We start from the raw sequence: 17,565 nt of genomic DNA, 5'->3' as shown, positions 1-17,565 counted from the left end.
TATATGGAGAGAAAAACTTGAGAAAAATAGCAGTTTTAGATAAACATACCATTGATAAAATTGCAGCAGGTGAGGTGGTAGAGCGCCCTTCTTCTGTTGTAAAGGAGCTTGTAGAAAATTCCATTGATGCTGGTGCTACTGCTGTAACAGTAGAGATTACAGATGGAGGAAAGAAGCTGATCCGTATTACAGACAACGGAGGGGGAATCGAGGCTGCTCAGGTACCTACGGCATTCTTAAGTCATGCTACCAGCAAAATTGAAAAAGTAGAAGATCTGGAAAACATAGCCTCACTGGGATTTCGTGGTGAGGCTTTATCCAGTATTGCCGCAGTTTCCCAGGTGGAGCTGATCACAAAAACTCCTTCTGCTATCAGCGGCGTGCGTTACGTGATCGAAGGCGGCGTAGAACAAAGCCTTGAGGAAATGGGAGCTCCAGATGGAACTACTTTCCTGGTTCGGAATCTCTTTTACAACACACCGGCCCGGAGCAAGTTCCTGAAATCTGATTCTTCAGAAGCAAATTATATTGGAACTATGATGGAACAGCTTGCTCTTTCCCATCCGGAGATTTCTTTTAAATATATTCAGAACAAACAGGTGAAACTGCATACTTCCGGCAATTATAATGTGAAGGATGTTATTTATAATGTATATGGCCGGGATATGGCGAAAGCACTTCTGGAAGTCTCCTACGAAAATGATTTTATGAAAATTGAGGGATACGCCGGCAAACCGGAGGTTTCCAGAGGAAACCGAAGCTTTGAGAACTACTATGTAAATGGCAGATTTGTGAAAAACAATATTATTACGAAGGCCATTGAGGATGCATATAAGGGCTTTGTCATGCAGCATAAATTTCCTTTTGTGTCATTGCAGATCCAGATGACAGGAAATGATCTGGATGTAAATGTTCATCCCCGGAAACTGGAGGTTCGTTTTGCAAGAGGGGCGGAGGTGTATGATGCCATTTACGAGGCTGTTCACAATGCGCTTCTTCACAGAGAACTGATACCGGTTGTTCCAGTGGGAAAAGAGGAGCGGGAATCAAAGGTGGCAGCAGTAAGCCGCGGAGCAGTTCCGGAGCCATTTGAGAAAAGTCGCAGGACGGAACTTCATTGTGAAGGTGCTGCTGAAAAAGCTGGTCGAAGCAGCGCAGGGAATAATGAAAGCTGCTATTCACAGGCTGCTGAAAAAACAGTTCTAACTGGAAAAACAGCTCTAACTGAAAAAACAGCTCCAACTGGAAAAATAAATTCATCTGGAAGCCTTGTAAACAGCTCTGGCTGTCAGGCCAGCAGTGTGCTTCGTGAGCAGGCAATTTATCAGGTGAAGCCATTTAGCAAGGAAGAGGAAGCTCTTTTTGCAGGAACTTTAAAAGAGGCTGCGGAGGCAGATAAAAGAGCGGATGAAAAAGCAGAAGAAAAAGCAGAAGAAAAAGCGGATAAAAGTGCAGATGAAAAAGCGGCAGAAGATAACATATCGGTTGAGAGAATGAATGAAGCCGATAATCAGGCAGAGACTGCTGTATCCGTAAACTATGAGATACCAGATAAATCTGAGCCTGGACAGAGTGATCCAGGTACAGAATATCCATCCGTTGGGGGAAAGCAGCTTGAGCTTTTTCAGGAGAAACTTCTGGCACCAGAATCCCGAAACCGCCATAAGCTGATTGGCCAGTTGTTTGACACCTACTGGCTGGTGGAATTTGAAAACCAGTTTTACATTATCGACCAGCATGCAGCTCACGAAAAGGTAAATTATGAGCGCTTTGTAAAACGTTTTAAAGAACAGTCCATTGAATCGCAATATCTGAATCCTCCGCTTGTGGTGACCTTGAACATGGATGAACAGGCGAAATTAAAAGCCAACGAAGAATATTTCAGGAAATACGGTTTTGAGATTGAACCCTTTGGTGGAAGGGAATACTGTATCAGTGCAGTTCCGACAAATTTGTACGGATTCCATGAAGAAGAACTCTTTCTGGAAATGCTTGACAATCTGGGAGGAGAAGGTGCAAAGGATGCTTTTGACCTTTTCACAGCAAGACTTGCCACAATGGCATGCAAATCTGCTGTCAAAGGAAATCATCAGATGTCTGCTCTGGAGGCAGATAAGCTGATCGACGAGCTTCTTACTCTGGACAATCCATATAATTGTCCTCATGGCCGTCCCACTATCATTGCGATGACAAAGACAGAAATTGAAAAGAAATTTAAGCGAATTGTATAAACAGGAGAGATTATGAAAAAACCTCTTATTGTCCTTACCGGTCCTACTGCAGTTGGAAAAACCAGGCTGTCTATTTCTCTGGCAAAAGCCATTGGCGGCGAGATCATATCTGCAGATTCCATGCAGGTTTATAAATATATGGATATTGGCTCTGCGAAGATCATGCCAGAAGAAATGCAGGGAGTTCCCCATTACCTGGTGGATGAGCTGACGCCAGAGGATGAATTTCACATTGTGCGTTTTCAACAGATGGCAAAGGATGCCATGGAAAAGATTTACACCAGGGGACATATTCCCATTCTGGTGGGGGGAACCGGCTTTTATATTCAGGCGGTGACCAGAGATATTGATTTTACCCAGGCTGAGCAGGACGATGGATACCGGGCCGATCTGGAGGCGATTGTCCAGGAAAAAGGTCCTGCATATCTTCATCAGATGCTGGCAGAGGTGGATCCCAAAAGCGCCGAAGTGATCCACGAAAACAACACGAAGCGTGTAATCCGCGCACTGGAATTTTATCATCAGAACCATAGCCCTATTTCCGCACACAATGAGGAGCAGCAGGAACGAACCAGCCCCTATAATCTGGCATACTTTGTGCTGAATGCACCACGGGAGCTTTTATATAAACGCATTGATAAGCGGGTGGATGAAATGATGACCAGCGGTCTTGTGGCAGAAGTCCAGAAGCTGAAGGACATGGGCTATCACAGAGGTATGGTTTCCATGCAGGGTCTTGGATATAAAGAAATCCTGGCCTATCTGGATGGAGAAATGCCGCTGGAAGAGGCTGTGCGGATCTTGAAGCGCGACACCCGGCACTTTGCCAAACGCCAGCTCACCTGGTTCCGCAGAGAGCCGGAAACAGTGTGGGTGAATAAAGATGAGTTCGGGTATAACGAGGATAAAATGCTGGAGTATATGCTGAATGTTTGCCATGAAAAAGGAATAACTGGAGAGTAGTTATTTCAATAATCAGATTTTCCCCAGGGGAATCGCCCGCCTTTGAAAATAACAAAAAATGGAGGAATACCGTCAGACAGACGGAAAGAATTATTATGAAAGAATTATACGAGCAGCTGGGAATTTCTTCCCAGGTTTACGATTTTTGCCATGAAATAGAGGAATCCTTAAAGGAGCGTTTTGAAAAGTTTGACAAAACAGCAGAATATAACCAGATGAAGGTGCTTCTGGCTATGCAGAAAAACCGTGTCAGCGAGGAGTGTTTCGGTTCTTCTTCCGGTTACGGCTACAACGATTACGGTCGTGATACTCTGGAAAAAGTTTATGCGGATACATTCCACACAGAAGCATGTCTGGTGCGTCCGCAGATTGCGTGTGGAACGCATGCCCTGGCCATTGCTCTTTTTGGAAACCTGCGTCCAGGCGACGAAATGCTGGCACCAGCCGGAAAGCCATATGATACTCTTGAAGAGGTGATCGGTATCCGTCCATCCAAGGGCTCCCTGGCAGAATACGGAGTAACTTATCGTCAAGTGGATCTTCTTGAGGATGGAACTTTCGATTATGAAAATATCCGCAAAGCAATCAATGAGAAAACAAAACTGGTTGAGATTCAGCGTTCCAAAGGCTATATGACACGCCCCTCTTTCTCAGTAAAGCAGATTGGCGAGCTGATCGCATTTGTAAAGAGCATTAAGCCTGATGTGATCTGTATGGTAGACAATTGCTACGGCGAATTTGTTGACACGATTGAGCCCAGTGATGTTGGTGCAGATATGGTGGTTGGTTCTTTGATCAAAAACCCGGGCGGCGGACTTGCTCCAATTGGCGGTTACATTGCGGGAACCAAAGAGTGCGTGGAAAATGCTTCTTACCGTATGACCTGTCCGGGACTTGGTGCTGAGGTGGGAGCTTCACTTGGCGTAAACCGTTCCTTCTATCAGGGATTTTTCCTTGCACCGATGGTGACAAAGGGTGCGTTAAAGGGCGCTGTTTTTGCAGCCAATATTTATGAAAAGCTTGGATTTGACGTGGTTCCAAATTCCACAGAGCCAAGGCAGGATATTATTCAGGCAGTGACTTTAAAAAGTCCGGAGCGTCTGATCGCATTCTGTAAGGGGATTCAGGCTGCTGCCCCGGTTGACAGTTATGTTGATCCGGAGCCATGGGATATGCCAGGTTATGATAGTCAGGTCATTATGGCGGCTGGCGCATTTGTACAGGGCTCTTCTATTGAGCTTTCCGCAGATGGACCTGTGAAAGAGCCATATGCCGTATATTTCCAGGGAGGACTTACCTGGGAGCATGCAAAACTAGGTGTTATGATGTCCTTGCAGAAACTTGTGGAGCAGGATTTGGTAAAATTACAGTGAAATCATGAAAAACATGAATTTTCGTGCAACGCCAGGCGTGTAACAGGGAGGCGCTGAACCGTTACCATAAGTTCTTTAAAACAGATGTAAAAAACGGGAGTTTATATGGAGAAAAAACGTGTTATCGTTACAGGCGGCGGGGCGTCCGGGTTGATGGCTGCCATTGCAGCTGCAGAAAACGGGGCCGCTGTAACCATATTGGAACAAAATGAAAAACCAGGCAAAAAGATCTGCGCTACAGGAAACGGCAAATGTAATTTTACCAATATCCAGGTGCCGTCTGATGCATATCGAAGCGAAAATCCAGGCTTTGAACAGGCAGTTCTGAACCAGTTTTCGGTAGAAGACACGGTGAAATTTTTTACCCGGCTTGGAATTTATCCTGTAAATAAAAACGGCGGCTATCTCTATCCTCACAGCGGACAGGCAGCAAGCGTTGCCGAGGTATTGTGTATGGAAGCACGGAATCTTGGGGTAAAGATCAAGACCAACCAAAAAGTACAACGTGTTTTTAAGGAACAGGATATCTGGAAGGTTCAGGTAGAAGGCTGGATATACGAGGGTGAGGCTGTTATTCTTGCCAATGGTTCCAAAGCTTCTGCAATTTCCGGTTCCGATGGCAGCGGTTATGAGCTTGCCGCAGCACTGGGGCACAGGCTTATAGAGCCTCTCCCAGCTTTAACTGCCCTGAAATGCAGGAATACAGGCTTTTCCGGCTGGGCAGGTGTTCGAACAGAAGGCAGAATTACGCTGCTTGTGGATGGGGAAAAAGTCACAGAGGAAACAGGAGAACTACAGCTTACTGATTATGGCGTATCTGGAATTCCGGTGTTTCAGGTCAGCCGATACGGAATCCGTGCACTGAAACAGGGAAAAAATGTGACTCTGATTTTAAATTTTCTGCCAGAATTTTCCCGGGAACAGTTAAAAGCTTTTCTGAAAATACGAAAGGAAAACTGCCCCTATAAAGGAAAAAAAGACTTTTTGACCGGACTTTTCCCGGATAAGCTTGCAAAAGTGCTTTTGTCAGCAAATGATCTGGAAGAAGCAATCAGCAGCTATCCGCTTAAAGTGACTGGTTATCAGTCTTTTGAACAGGCACAGGTGTGCTCAGGCGGCGTTGATACTACGCAGGTTAACGCCCGGACCTTGGAATCCACACGAAATTCAGGCCTATATTTCGCAGGAGAACTATTGGACATTGATGGGAAATGTGGCGGTTACAATCTGCAGTGGGCCTGGTCCAGCGGTTATGTTGCAGGAGTGAATGCCAGCAAAATGTCAGAGCGTGTTTGAAAAAGGAGAATAACATGATTCGAATTACCCAGCTGAAACTTTCAATCAATCATACCCCGGAAGAGTTAAGCCAAAAGATCCGTAAGGAGCTTCGTCTGAAAAATGAAGGCTTCACTTACGAAATAGTGAAGCAGTCACTGGATTGCCGGCATAAAGAGGATAAGAAATTTGTTTATACAGTAGACGTGTCTTTGCAGGATATAAATCAGGAAAACAAGATCTTACGAAAGGTTCATGATAATAACATTATGTCAACCAAGAAAAAGGAATACATATTTCCATCTCCTGGTGAAGAGGAACTGAAATATCCGCCAGTCATTGTAGGAAGCGGACCTGCCGGAATTTTTTGTGCCTGGTATCTGGCAAGGGCAGGTTATCGGCCTCTGGTTCTGGAACGGGGAGAGGAAGCGCATATCCGTCAGAAGACTGTCGAGAATTTCTGGAAAAATGGCATACTGGATCCGGATTCCAATGTGCAGTTTGGTGAAGGTGGGGCTGGTACTTTTTCCGACGGAAAACTAAATACTCTGGTAAAGGACCCTTCAGGAAGAAATCATGAAGTACTGAAGCGTTTCGTGCAGGCGGGTGCACCGTCAGAAATTATCTATCAGCAGAAACCACATCTTGGTACAGACGTGCTGGTTGGTGTGGTGGAGACTCTTCGCCATGAAATTGAGGAAATGGGCGGGGAATTCCAGTTCCGTTCCAAAGTGACAGATCTTTTTTTTGAAAACAGTCAGTTAAAAGAAATTGAGATAAATGGGGAAAAAAGGATTCCTGCCCAGGTATGTGTGCTGGCAGTTGGACACAGCGCAAGAGATTCTTTTTCCATGTTTGAGAAAAAAGGAATCTATATGGAACCAAAATCTTTTGCAGTAGGTGTACGTATGGAACATCCACAGTCCATGATCAATCTGGCTCTTTATGGGGAAGAGGAAAACGAGAAACTTGGAGCAGCTGCTTATAAAGTCACTCACACATGTGAAAATGGCCGTGGTGTTTATTCCTTTTGCATGTGTCCGGGAGGTTATGTGGTGAACGCTTCTTCGGAACCGGAGATGCTTGCTGTAAATGGTATGAGCTATCAGGCCAGGGACAGCCGCAATGCAAACAGTGCGCTGATCGTATCGGTGACTCCGGCTGATTTTCCAGAAGAGGGTCCACTGGGCGGTGTAGCATTCCAGCGCAGTCTGGAACGCGCAGCGTGGAAAGCTGGAAATGGTAAGGTTCCGGTACAGTTGTTTGAAGATTATCAGAATCATAAGCCAAGTACAAGACTTAAAGATGTAGAACCTTGTATTAAGGGTGACTGTGTTCCAGGTGATGTGCGCAGTATTTTTCCAAAAGAGATCGGTGATTCCATAGAAGAGGGTGTTCTTGCCTTTGGAAAAAAAATCAAAGGCTTTGACCGTCCTGATGCAGTGTTGTCCGGCGTGGAAAGCAGAACATCATCTCCGGTGCGTATTGTCCGTGATAAGGATTCCCTGGAAGCAAACTATGAGGGGATTTACCCATGTGGGGAAGGCGCTGGATATGCAGGCGGGATTACTTCTGCTGCTATGGATGGCATAAAAGTAGCGGAAGCTGTTTCTAAAAAGTTTAGAAATTTTTAGGAGAGAGTGTACATCTCTCCTTTTTTATGCTAAAATGAGTCTGCATTGTGAAACACAATGCGGGGAAAACTGTCTTTGTGTCTCGGGGAATAAGAAGAATCTGCTTATTATGGCATGAAGAACAGTCCCATTACTGTTCATTGGCAAAGCTGCGCGAAGTATGCTTTGGGTATGGTGTGAGCAGTATCCTGTCAGTCCTGGAGAACTGCAGGTGAAAGATATGAATGAAATGAAACAGACCATCAGAGAACTGCCGGAGTCGTCACGTCCTTATGAGAAATGTCTGCAGTGGGGACCATCCGTGCTCAGCGACAGCGAGCTTCTGGCAGTGATCCTGAGAAGCGGTGTACAAGGCTGCAATTCTCTTGTACTCGCCAATCAAATCTTAAGTCTTACGAAAGATACCTCCTATCCGGGACTTCTGGGACTTTTACATATGTCCATTCCGGATCTGATGAAGGTGAACGGAATCGGGAAAGTCAAGGCCGTCCAGCTGAAATGTATCGGGGAGCTTTCCAAGCGGATGGCGTCTGCTGTTGCCAGACCAAGACTTTCTTTTAACGAACCCATCACGATAGCAAAATACTATATGGAACGTCTCCGGCACGAAGAGCAGGAAGTATTGATCGTTATGCTGCTGGATGGAAAAAACCATTTTCTTGGTGAGCAGATGCTTTCCCGGGGAACCGTGAATTCAACTCTGATCACTCCAAGGGAGGTTTTTATGGAAGCATTGAAGTTTCACGCTGTAAGTGTGATCCTGGTTCATAACCATCCAAGCGGAGATCCTACGCCCAGTGAATGTGATAAGAAAATTACAGAGCGTATTTACCGGTCTGGGGAGATTCTTGGGGTGAAGCTTCTGGATCACGTTGTGATCGGTGACCAGAGATACATTAGCTTTAAAGAACAGGGAATGATGCCGGAGGAATGATCCGCCGGAAGTGCTGACGCCGTCTGTAAACCAGTGGCGGGTATTTGTTTTTGCAGGGCATAGTAAGGATGAAGGGACAGATATATGCTGTTTGAAAAAACATATGGAATAGACCTTGGAAGCAGTTCCGTCAAGGTCTATTCCATGATTCGAAATAAAAGCTACATTGAGAAGAACATGATTGCGGCCAAGGGCCGCAAAATCATAGCCGTGGGCAACGAAGCGTATGAAATGTTTGAGAAAGCACCCTCTGATATTTCCGTAAGTTCGCCGATGGCTTTTGGTATGATAGCCAATCTGGAACTGCAGGAAATTGTACTTTACAGTATGATGAAAAAAATTGATAAAATTCTGGGAATAGGCTCTGTCATGTACTTTGCAGTTCCTCTGGACATGACTGCTATTGAAAAAAGAGCTTATTATCAGGTGGCGAATGGACATTGGCTGCGGAAGAACAGGGTTTACATGGTAGAGGCTCCTATTGCAGATGCCATAGCTATGGGTGTGGATCTGGAGAACAATGCAGGAAGCATGATCGTAAATATTGGTGCCCAGAGTACGAATTTTTCCATTATTACGGGAGGCCGTATTATCATAAACAAGAAGATTCCAATTGGCGGACGTCAGATGAATGAGGCCGTGTGCAGCGAAGTACGCAAGCGTTATAATCTTCAGATCGGTACCCGTACCGGGAAGCGGCTGAAGCTGGTAATGGGACGGCTTGCAGACCAGCATAAGCAGGCACGTAAGGTTGTAGGAATTGACAGTGTTTCCGGTCTTCCAAGGGAAGAGGTTATTTCTGCCTATGTAGTCAATGCGGGAATCATGAACTGTGTCAATGAGATCGGTGCCCAGATGAAGGTTTTTCTGGAACGTATCCCGCCGCAGATATCCTACCACATTGCGAAAGAAGGCATTTTCCTTACCGGAGGGAGCACCAGAATCCCTCATATAGATACATATCTGGCAAGTTACACAGGCTATTCTTTTAACCTGTCAGATCTTTACGAAACTTCAGCTGTAAAAGGTCTGGAGAAGATCATCCACGACAGAGAACTTCGTAAATGGGCTCAGCCCATCACACAAAGAAAATTATAGTAACTGTGAAGGTACTGAACAGTTATAAATCATAAATTTTTAGGGGTGCCATTTTATGAAAAACCTTAAGAAAAAATTTCGATTTCGCATAAATCTGAAAAGTAAACATTTGCTGGCGATTATGACACTTTTCTGTCTGAGCTGTATTGTGGCTACATTTGCTTCAGGTATTTCCACAGCTCCTTTGCAGGAAACAGCGGGAATTGTCATAGTCCCTTTTGAAAAAAGCATTGAAAAGATCGGCAGTATGGTCCGTTCTATTAGGGACAGTTTCAAGGACAAACAGGATCTGCTTTTTGAAAATGAAGAGCTGAAGGCAGAACTGGACAGTCTGACTACACAGAATAACAAACTGATCCAGGATCAGGGGGAATATCAGAGACTGAAAGAACTTTACAATCTGGATCAGACCTATGAGGACTATCCGAAGGTGGCTGCGACTATCATTTCCAAAGATCCTGGAAACTGGTACGATACCTTTATGATCAACAAAGGTTCTGATGATGGGATAAGGGTCGATAATAATGTGATCGCAGGCAAGGGGCTTGTTGGAATTGTCACAGAAGTTGGTTCCTCCTGGGCTACTGTCCGCTCCATTATTGATGACAGCAGCAGCGTAAGTGCAATGACTGTAAGCACTTCTGATAACTGTATTGTAAACGGAGACCTGGAACTGATTGATGAAGGAAAGCTTCGCTTTGAGCAGCTTTATGATCAGGAGAACAAGGTGACTGTCGGGGAACGTATTGTTACTTCCAATATCAGTGAGAAATTTGTAGAAGGATTGTTTATCGGATATGTAAGCGAAGTGCAGGTAGACAGCAATAATCTGACTAAGACAGGAACCATTGTAACACCTGTGGATTTCCTTCATTTGAAAGATGTATTTGTTATTACTGTGAATAAGCAGGATCTGGTAGACGGAACTGCGCAGGTGGAAGGCAATTCTGACAGCGGCAGTTCTGACAGTACTTCTGGCGACAGCAGTCAGGAGAGTAGCGGCAGTACTGACAGCAGTGCGGCAGACGGACAGGAGGGCGCAGATGAAGGGTAAGATTGTCTATTTTCTTACGATCGTAATATGTTTTCTTCTGCAGTGTACGGTTATGGATCTGATTTCTATTGGCTCTGTAACTCCTAATCTGATGCTGGTTTTCTGTGTATCCATGGGGCTTATGCGCGGGCGCAAAAGCGGCCTTTGGGCAGGATTTTTTTCAGGGCTTTTTGTGGATCTGTTCTTTGGATCAGTATTTGGATTTTATGCTTTGATCTATATGTATATTGGTTATTTAAGTGGATATGCGCACAGGATTTATTACGATGATGATGTGAAGGTTCCTATGTTTCTGACTGCAGTTGCAGATCTTTTATATAATCTGTCTGTTTATGGGCTGCAGTTCCTTTTAAGAGGCAGACTGGGACTTGGGACTTATCTGTACAGGATCATTATCCCGGAAATGTTTTACACGGTATTTATTACCTTGATTGTATACCGGATTTTCCGTTACATAAACTATCACTACATGAACATAACCAGGAAAGAAAGTGAGTCAATTTGGGTACTAAAATAAAACGAATTTTCAAGAAAATCAGTTTAAAACGAACAACAGTCCTGATCTTGGTATTTGTGATAATGTCAGTTGTTCTGGTGCGTAGATTATTTGATCTGCAGATTATTCAGGGAGAGGATTACATCAGCAAATTCCAGGCCAGGACAACCAAAGAGCGTGTGCTCAAGAGCACCCGCGGAAATATTCTGGACAGAAACGGAGATATTCTTGCATCTAATGTGCTATCCTATTCTCTGACGCTGGAAGATAATGGAACTTACACTTCTACAAGGGAGAAGAATCTTACATTAAATGGTGTAGCCTATCAGGTACTTCAGATCCTTCACAGCAACGGAGATGATATTACCCATTCCTTCCATATTGTGGTAGATAAGAATGGAGAGTATGCTTTTGATGTTGTTGAGGGCTTTACCCTGAATCGCTTCCGTGCCGATATTTATGGACAGGCATTGATCGATGATCTGAAAGATGAACAGAAGACGGCGACTGCGGATCAGATGATGGAGTTTCTCACTGGTTCCGAGAAATTTTCTATTGTTCTTAGCGGTGATCGTGCTTATACAGAGGACGAGCTGATCTCCCATGGTCTGCCTCTTACTTTGACCAAGCAGGAAATGCTTGATATTGCAACTATCCGCTACGAACTGAATACCAACAGTTTTAAGAAATACATGCAGGTTACCATTGCTACCAATGTCAGTGAAAAGTCGGTAGCTGCGATCATGGAGAATAAGACCGGACTGCAGGGAATTGATGTGGTTGAGGATTCCATCCGCCAGTATATTGATGATGAAAGCATGGCACCAATCCTTGGCTATACTGGTAAGGCTTCCTCCGAGGAGCTGACAGAGCTTCGGAAACAGAATCCGGATTATTCCAATGATGCGATCGTAGGTAAAGCAGGAATTGAGCAGTATATGGAACTTACCCTTCAGGGAACAGACGGTAAGGAGACGGTTTCTGTTGATAACCTTGGAAAGGTTCTAAAAATTGACGAGGACACCAAAGTAGAGCCGGTTGCAGGAGATGATGTGCAGCTTACTATTGAAACTGACTGGCAATCGGCAATCTATCAGATCCTCAAACAGCGTGTGGCTGGTGTTCTTCTGACGAAAATTGATGCGGCAAAGACTTTTGATTACACGTATGTCACAGATGCCAGTCAGATCCGTATTCCTATTTATGATGTATACAATGCCCTGATTTCCAACAGTGTGATTGATATCACCAAATTCAGCAATGAGGATGCCTCTGACATAGAAAAAAATTTATATGCCAAATTTCAACAAAAGCAGCAGAGAGTTTTTGATACAATAAGCACGAAGCTGAATGGCTCAAACCCGCCAGCCTATAAGGATGAAGATGAAGAAACACAGGAATATCTGTCTTACATCTGTAATGACCTTCTTAGAGACACGCTTGGAATTATTTCCAAAGATGCCATCGATACATCAGATGCTACTTACAAGGCCTGGACAACAGATGAAACCATCAGCCTGAAGGATTACCTGACTTATGCCACAAGCCAGGGCTGGATCGACATCAGCAGCTTTTCACCGGAAGGAGAGTATCTGGATTCTGAGGAAATTTATCAGGCACTGACAGCATATATTATCGATTATCTCAGTACAGATACTGGATTTTCCAAGCTCCTTTACAAATATATGCTGCAGGAAGATACAATTTCCGGACAGGAAATCTGCCTGGTGCTTTATGAGCAGGGAGTTCTTGACAAAAATGATGATGATTATGAGAATCTGGCTTCCGGAGCAATGGGAGCTTATGATTTTATGATCAACAAGATATACACTCTGGAGATAGAGCCTGCACAGCTGGCATTAATGCCATGCTCAGCGTCCGCTGTGGTTGTAGATGTAAAGACTGGAGATGTAGTTGCACTTGTTTCCTATCCCGGATATGACAATAATCGTCTGACCAATGATATGGATACAGATTATTATGCAAAGCTGGCACTTGACCAGTCCAGTCCGTTCTTCAATAAAGCGACCCAGCAAACCACTGCGCCAGGTTCCACACTGAAGCTTCTTTCAACAATTGCAGGAATGGAAGAAGGAATTATTGACGAAGGTACATATATTGAATGTACCGGAACTTTTGACTATGTAGATCCGCCTATTAATTGCTGGTATAAGAATGGTCATGGAAGTCTGGATATCCGTACTGCAATCGAGCAGTCCTGTAACTATTTCTTTAACATGATCGGTTTTCAGCTGGGAAAAGTAGGGGATAATGAGTTCTCCGAAGTGCAGAGTCTGAATAAGCTTCAGGAATATGCTTCTTTGATCGGTCTGGACCGGAAGACTGGAATCGAGCTTTCAGAGGCAACTCCGAAGGTTTCCGATGCCAAAGCAGTTCCATCTTATATGGGACAGGGAAATAACCTGTTTACCACATCAGAACTGGCTCGTTATGCTACTGTTATGGCTACTTCCGGGAATGTATTTAAACTGACCCTTCTGGACAAAGTAATGGACCCGAAGGGAGATGTGATCCAGGAGTATGAGCCGGAAATTGAGGATGTGGTAAATATTTCTTCAAATATCTGGGATGTGATCCATGATGGTATGCGTCGTGTGATCCAGACTCATTCCCAGTTTGACGGTCTTGGAGTAGAAGTGGCAGGTAAAACCGGTACAGCAGAGCTGGATCTTCGCCATCCAAACCATGGTCTGTTTGTCGGTTATGCGCCGGCTTCTGATCCGGAGTATGCAGTGGCAATCCGTATTGCCAATGGTTATAGCTCCGGTAATGCATGTCTGATTGCTAATGATATTTTTAAATATATGTACAATCTTGCAGATAAAGATTCTATTCTCACAGGTATTGCTTCTACAGATACCAGTGATACATCGAATGACTAAAAACGATTTTGCTGCTGTTCATAGTCTGATCAGCAGTACTGGATATGCCTGCCGGGAGTGTTCCGGCAGGCATATCCATAAGAGAAATACCAGGATTTTGGAACATTTTGTTTAGGAGGAATCAGAAGAAATGGGTGAAGTCATTGTCATTACATCCGGAAAAGGCGGTGTAGGAAAAACCACTACAGTTGCCAATATAGGAACTGGTCTGGCTATGATGGGAAAGAAAACCGTGGTTGTGGATACGGATATTGGTCTTCGTAATCTGGATGTTGTGCTTGGGTTGGAGAACCGGATCGTGTATAATCTGGTAGATGTGGTGAATGGAAGCTGCCGTCTGAAACAGGCTCTGATCAAGGACAAGCGCCATCCGGAGCTCTATCTGCTGCCATCTGCGCAAACCAAGGATAAAACTGCCGTATCACCGGAACAGATGATCAAACTGACGGATGATCTGCGAGAAGAGTTTGATTATATATTGCTGGATTGTCCGGCTGGAATTGAGCAGGGATTTAAGAATGCCATTGCAGGTGCGGATAAAGCTCTTGTAGTGACGACACCGGAGGTATCTGCAATTCGCGATGCGGATCGTATCATTGGTCTTTTGGAAGCAAATGATCTGCGGGATATCCATCTGATCATCAACCGTCTTCGTCCTGACATGATCGCCAGGGGAGATATGATGTCTGTGGATGATGTAACAGAGATTCTGGCTGTAGATCTGATTGGAACTCTTTTAGATGACGAGCAGATTGTAATAGCAACCAATCAGGGTGAGCCTCTTTCTGGTAAAAATTCTCAGGCGGAGGAGGAATACCAAAATATTTGCAAACGGCTTATGGGAGAGGAAGTTCCCTTTGCAGAACTCAGACAGAAGAAAGGTATGTTTTCAAGACTGTTTAAAAGACATTGATATTCAGGTAATAATTAGTTACGCAAAATAGCATGTTGGTTGCTTGTAATAATGTTATGTCAACTAATACTCTGGAATGGAGGGATTTTGCATGAAGACCTTTTTTAATGAAAGAAGGCGTTCAGCAGGATATGCTCGCGACAGGATGAAACTTCTTCTTATCTCAGAACGCATAGAATGCTCTCCGCAGATGATGAAAATGTTAAAAAGTGACCTGGTACATACAGTAAAGAAGTATGTGACCATAGAGGAAACTAAAGTGAAAATACAGATATCACAGGAACCGCCTGTTTTAATGGCGTATATTCCTGTGTTGACGAAAAAGGACAGATAAATTTATGATTAAACAGTATAAGCTACGTTTTTACAATTTTAAACTAGTGATCCTTCTGACTGCGATCAGTCTGTTTGGAGTGCAGCTGGTAGCAAGTGCGTCGCCAGATCTTCGAAACAAACAGCTTTTGGGCGTTGTGATGGGGCTTGTGTTGCTGGTGATCTTATCGTTAATGGATTATTCCTGGATATTGAATTTCCAGTGGATCATGTATGGGTTTAATCTGCTTATGCTTATTGGTGTACGATTGTTCGGAAGTGAGGCAGGAGGTGCGTCCAGATGGCTGGATATCGGTGGTTTCCGTTTTCAGCCTACCGAGCTTTCCAAGGTTATTATTATTCTGTTTTTTGCCAAGTTTTTTATGGATCATGAAGATGATATCAATACTTTCAGAGTGTTGGCAGAATCAGTGCTCCTTCTGGCTGTTCCATTGGCTCTTATTTATGCACAGCCGGATATGAAAAATACCATTACGGTAACCATTATTTTCTGTATTCTGCTGTATATAGCAGGACTGAGTTACAAGATCATCGGAGGTGCGATTCTGATCGCGGTTCCCCTTTTGATCATATTTTTGTCCATTGTTGTGCAGCCGGATCAGACCCTGATCAAGGATTATCAGAGAACGCGTATTATGTCTTTCCTTTACCCGGAAAACGAGGAATATCAGGAGGATATTGAACAGCAGAATAACTCGAAGACGGCTATTGCCTCCGGAGAACTGGTTGGGAAAAAGCTTACCGGGGATGACCAGGTTTCTTCTGTAAATGCCGGAAACTTTGTTGCAGAGAACCAGACCGACTTTATCTTCGCGGTTGCCGGAGAAGAGTATGGATTTATAGGATGTACAACTTTAGTTGTATTATTGCTGCTGATTTCAGTTGAATGTATCAGGATGAGCCTCAGGGCCAAGGATCTGGCCGGGAAGATTATCTGCTGCGGAATTGGCAGTGTTGTAGCTATACAGAGTTTTTTAAATATCTGCGTTGCTACTGGACTGGCACCTAATACTGGTACGCCTCTTCCTTTTGTAAGTTATGGTCTGACTTCCCTAGTCAGCTTGTTTATCGGTATGGGGCTTGTGATGAATGTAGGTCTGCAGAGCAGTACTTATAATAAAGAACTTAAGAGAAAAGAAATTGATAAGAAAGAGGAATATTTATGACAGCCGCAAAAAAGAAGAACTCAAGACGTAAACAGGCAAGATTTCGAAGTTCCAGAAGAAAGAGAATCAGAAATACTGTTCTTTTGCTGTTGCTTTTGGTTGTACTTGGCGGTACTGGGATCGGTGCAATTTATGTTCTCCGAAATGGAACTGTTTTTGATAAGCTGGAGGAGGCATATGTAGCTTCCAGAGAGTTTTCTGGTGGAATTACAGACTTAGACAGCCTGAGAGCTGATGGTTTTGCTAAGAATCTGTGTGTGGTCGTATCAGATGTTCCTATGGATGGTGTTTCCCTTGGGGAAAACCAGAAAGGACTTCTTCTGGATCTGGATGACAGAAAGGTGCTTTATTCCAAACAGGCACTTCAAAAGGTATACCCAGCAAGTATCACCAAGATCATGACAGCTATGCTGGCACTGAAATATGGAAATATGAATGATGTAGTAACCATTACACAGGAGAATCTGAATCTGGAGGAGGGTTCACAGGTTTGCGGCTTTTGGGCAGGTGACCAGGTGACTATGGATCAGCTTCTTCATTGTCTGCTGGTTTATTCAGGTAATGACGCAGCAGCGGCTATTGCAGAGCATGTGGGTGGTTCTACAGATGGGTTTGTGGAGATGATGAACAGTTATGCCAGGGAGCTTGGCTGTACCGGAACCCATTTTACCAATCCTCATGGACTGCAGGACGAAAACCATTATACCACTCCCTATGATATCTATCTGATGCTAAAGGAAGCTTTGAATTATCCGGAGTTTACTCAGATCACACAGTCCGGATCTTATACCGTAGAATATACTCATGCGGACGGAAGCAGTGCAAGTACCACATTACTTGCCACAGACCATTATCTCACAGGAGAAGCTACCCCTCCTAAGAATGTGACTATTCTGGGTGGAAAGACCGGTACTACGGACAATGCAGGCAACTGTCTGGCGTTGCTGAGCCAGAATGCTTATGGAAAGCCGTACATTTCCATTGTAATGGGTGCCTCCACAAAAGACGAGCTGTATGAGCAGATGTCGTCCCTTTTGCAGAATATAAACTAGTCAGTCGGTTTATGAATCGTAGCCACAATTGAGAAAAATAGACAGAAATATTAAAAAAACTCTTGAAAATTTAGAAAAATTATACTATAATATGAAACATATTAAACAAGGTTTTGGTAAAAATTTAATATCATATTGTC

General features: G+C 44.1%; 14 protein-coding genes. All 14 read left to right on the top strand.

The window, feature by feature from the left end; all coding sequences use genetic code 11:
• Positions 1 to 17 precede the first annotated feature (17 nt).
• The 14 genes from mutL to I2D69_RS09965 all read left to right on the top strand — a co-directional run bounded on the left by mutL (position 18) and on the right by I2D69_RS09965 (position 17,425).
• On the top strand, positions 18 to 2,231 hold the full coding sequence (gene mutL / locus I2D69_RS10030; protein ID WP_195379844.1) for a DNA mismatch repair endonuclease MutL: 2,214 nt from the start codon (positions 18 to 20) through the stop codon (positions 2,229 to 2,231).
• Between the two features lie 12 nt (positions 2,232 to 2,243).
• A complete protein-coding gene (gene miaA / locus I2D69_RS10025; RefSeq protein WP_195379843.1) occupies positions 2,244 to 3,194 on the top strand; it encodes a tRNA (adenosine(37)-N6)-dimethylallyltransferase MiaA in 951 nt (316 codons plus the stop codon).
• 95 nt (positions 3,195 to 3,289) lie between these two features.
• Positions 3,290 to 4,567, top strand: a complete 1,278-nt coding sequence (locus tag I2D69_RS10020) for a methionine gamma-lyase family protein (protein WP_173735560.1) — start codon at positions 3,290 to 3,292, stop codon at positions 4,565 to 4,567.
• Positions 4,568 to 4,672: 105 nt separating this feature from the next.
• Positions 4,673 to 5,863 (top strand): NAD(P)/FAD-dependent oxidoreductase, encoded by a 1,191-nt coding sequence (locus tag I2D69_RS10015; protein WP_173735559.1) that lies wholly within the window; start codon positions 4,673 to 4,675, stop codon positions 5,861 to 5,863.
• Positions 5,864 to 5,877: 14 nt separating this feature from the next.
• Positions 5,878 to 7,476 (top strand): FAD-dependent protein, encoded by a 1,599-nt coding sequence (locus I2D69_RS10010; RefSeq protein WP_173735558.1) that lies wholly within the window; start codon positions 5,878 to 5,880, stop codon positions 7,474 to 7,476.
• A gap of 220 nt (positions 7,477 to 7,696) precedes the next feature.
• Entirely contained in the window at positions 7,697 to 8,410 is a 714-nt protein-coding gene (gene radC / locus I2D69_RS10005; RefSeq protein WP_330590270.1) for a DNA repair protein RadC, read from the top strand.
• An 84-nt stretch (positions 8,411 to 8,494) separates the two neighbouring features.
• Complete coding sequence (locus I2D69_RS10000) at positions 8,495 to 9,508, top strand: rod shape-determining protein (RefSeq protein ID WP_148463010.1); 1,014 nt, start codon at positions 8,495 to 8,497, stop codon at positions 9,506 to 9,508.
• Positions 9,509 to 9,563: 55 nt separating this feature from the next.
• A complete protein-coding gene (gene mreC / locus I2D69_RS09995) occupies positions 9,564 to 10,562 on the top strand; it encodes a rod shape-determining protein MreC (protein WP_148463011.1) in 999 nt (332 codons plus the stop codon).
• Entirely contained in the window at positions 10,552 to 11,079 is a 528-nt protein-coding gene (mreD, locus tag I2D69_RS09990; protein WP_148463012.1) for a rod shape-determining protein MreD, read from the top strand. Before mreC ends, mreD begins: the two co-directional genes overlap by 11 nt.
• 56 nt (positions 11,080 to 11,135) lie before the next feature.
• A complete protein-coding gene (locus I2D69_RS09985; RefSeq protein WP_330642250.1) occupies positions 11,136 to 13,961 on the top strand; it encodes a penicillin-binding transpeptidase domain-containing protein in 2,826 nt (941 codons plus the stop codon).
• Positions 13,962 to 14,091: 130 nt separating this feature from the next.
• Positions 14,092 to 14,874: a septum site-determining protein MinD gene (gene minD / locus I2D69_RS09980; protein WP_148463014.1), complete on the top strand. Its 783-nt coding sequence runs from the start codon at positions 14,092 to 14,094 to the stop codon at positions 14,872 to 14,874.
• A 91-nt stretch (positions 14,875 to 14,965) separates the two neighbouring features.
• A complete protein-coding gene (gene minE / locus I2D69_RS09975) occupies positions 14,966 to 15,208 on the top strand; it encodes a cell division topological specificity factor MinE (protein WP_148463015.1) in 243 nt (80 codons plus the stop codon).
• Positions 15,209 to 15,212: 4 nt separating this feature from the next.
• Positions 15,213 to 16,373, top strand: coding sequence for an FtsW/RodA/SpoVE family cell cycle protein (locus tag I2D69_RS09970; protein WP_148463016.1), 1,161 nt, complete (start codon positions 15,213 to 15,215; stop codon positions 16,371 to 16,373).
• The gene (locus tag I2D69_RS09965; protein WP_148463017.1) at positions 16,370 to 17,425 is read left to right on the top strand and encodes a serine hydrolase; all 1,056 of its coding nucleotides are present in this window, start codon (positions 16,370 to 16,372) and stop codon (positions 17,423 to 17,425) included. Before I2D69_RS09970 ends, I2D69_RS09965 begins: the two co-directional genes overlap by 4 nt.
• The last annotated feature ends 140 nt before the right edge of the window (positions 17,426 to 17,565 follow it).

Origin of the sequence: Ruminococcus sp. D54t1_190329_F1 (assembly GCF_015551645.1) — a bacterium.
Lineage (GTDB): Bacteria > Bacillota > Clostridia > Lachnospirales > Lachnospiraceae > Blautia_A > Blautia_A faecis.
This window is presented reverse-complemented; position numbering and strand designations above follow the sequence as displayed.

Coding starts and splice junctions, on each gene's coding strand:
- I2D69_RS10020 (WP_173735560.1), top strand. CDS start 3,290: ATGAAAGAATTATACGAGCAGCTGGGAATTTCTTCCCAGGTTTACGAT.
- mreD (WP_148463012.1), top strand. CDS start 10,552: ATGAAGGGTAAGATTGTCTATTTTCTTACGATCGTAATATGTTTTCTT.
- mreC (WP_148463011.1), top strand. CDS start 9,564: ATGAAAAACCTTAAGAAAAAATTTCGATTTCGCATAAATCTGAAAAGT.
- I2D69_RS10000 (WP_148463010.1), top strand. CDS start 8,495: ATGCTGTTTGAAAAAACATATGGAATAGACCTTGGAAGCAGTTCCGTC.
- I2D69_RS09965 (WP_148463017.1), top strand. CDS start 16,370: ATGACAGCCGCAAAAAAGAAGAACTCAAGACGTAAACAGGCAAGATTT.
- I2D69_RS09970 (WP_148463016.1), top strand. CDS start 15,213: ATGATTAAACAGTATAAGCTACGTTTTTACAATTTTAAACTAGTGATC.
- minD (WP_148463014.1), top strand. CDS start 14,092: ATGGGTGAAGTCATTGTCATTACATCCGGAAAAGGCGGTGTAGGAAAA.
- miaA (WP_195379843.1), top strand. CDS start 2,244: ATGAAAAAACCTCTTATTGTCCTTACCGGTCCTACTGCAGTTGGAAAA.
- radC (WP_330590270.1), top strand. CDS start 7,697: ATGAATGAAATGAAACAGACCATCAGAGAACTGCCGGAGTCGTCACGT.
- I2D69_RS10010 (WP_173735558.1), top strand. CDS start 5,878: ATGATTCGAATTACCCAGCTGAAACTTTCAATCAATCATACCCCGGAA.
- minE (WP_148463015.1), top strand. CDS start 14,966: ATGAAGACCTTTTTTAATGAAAGAAGGCGTTCAGCAGGATATGCTCGC.
- I2D69_RS10015 (WP_173735559.1), top strand. CDS start 4,673: ATGGAGAAAAAACGTGTTATCGTTACAGGCGGCGGGGCGTCCGGGTTG.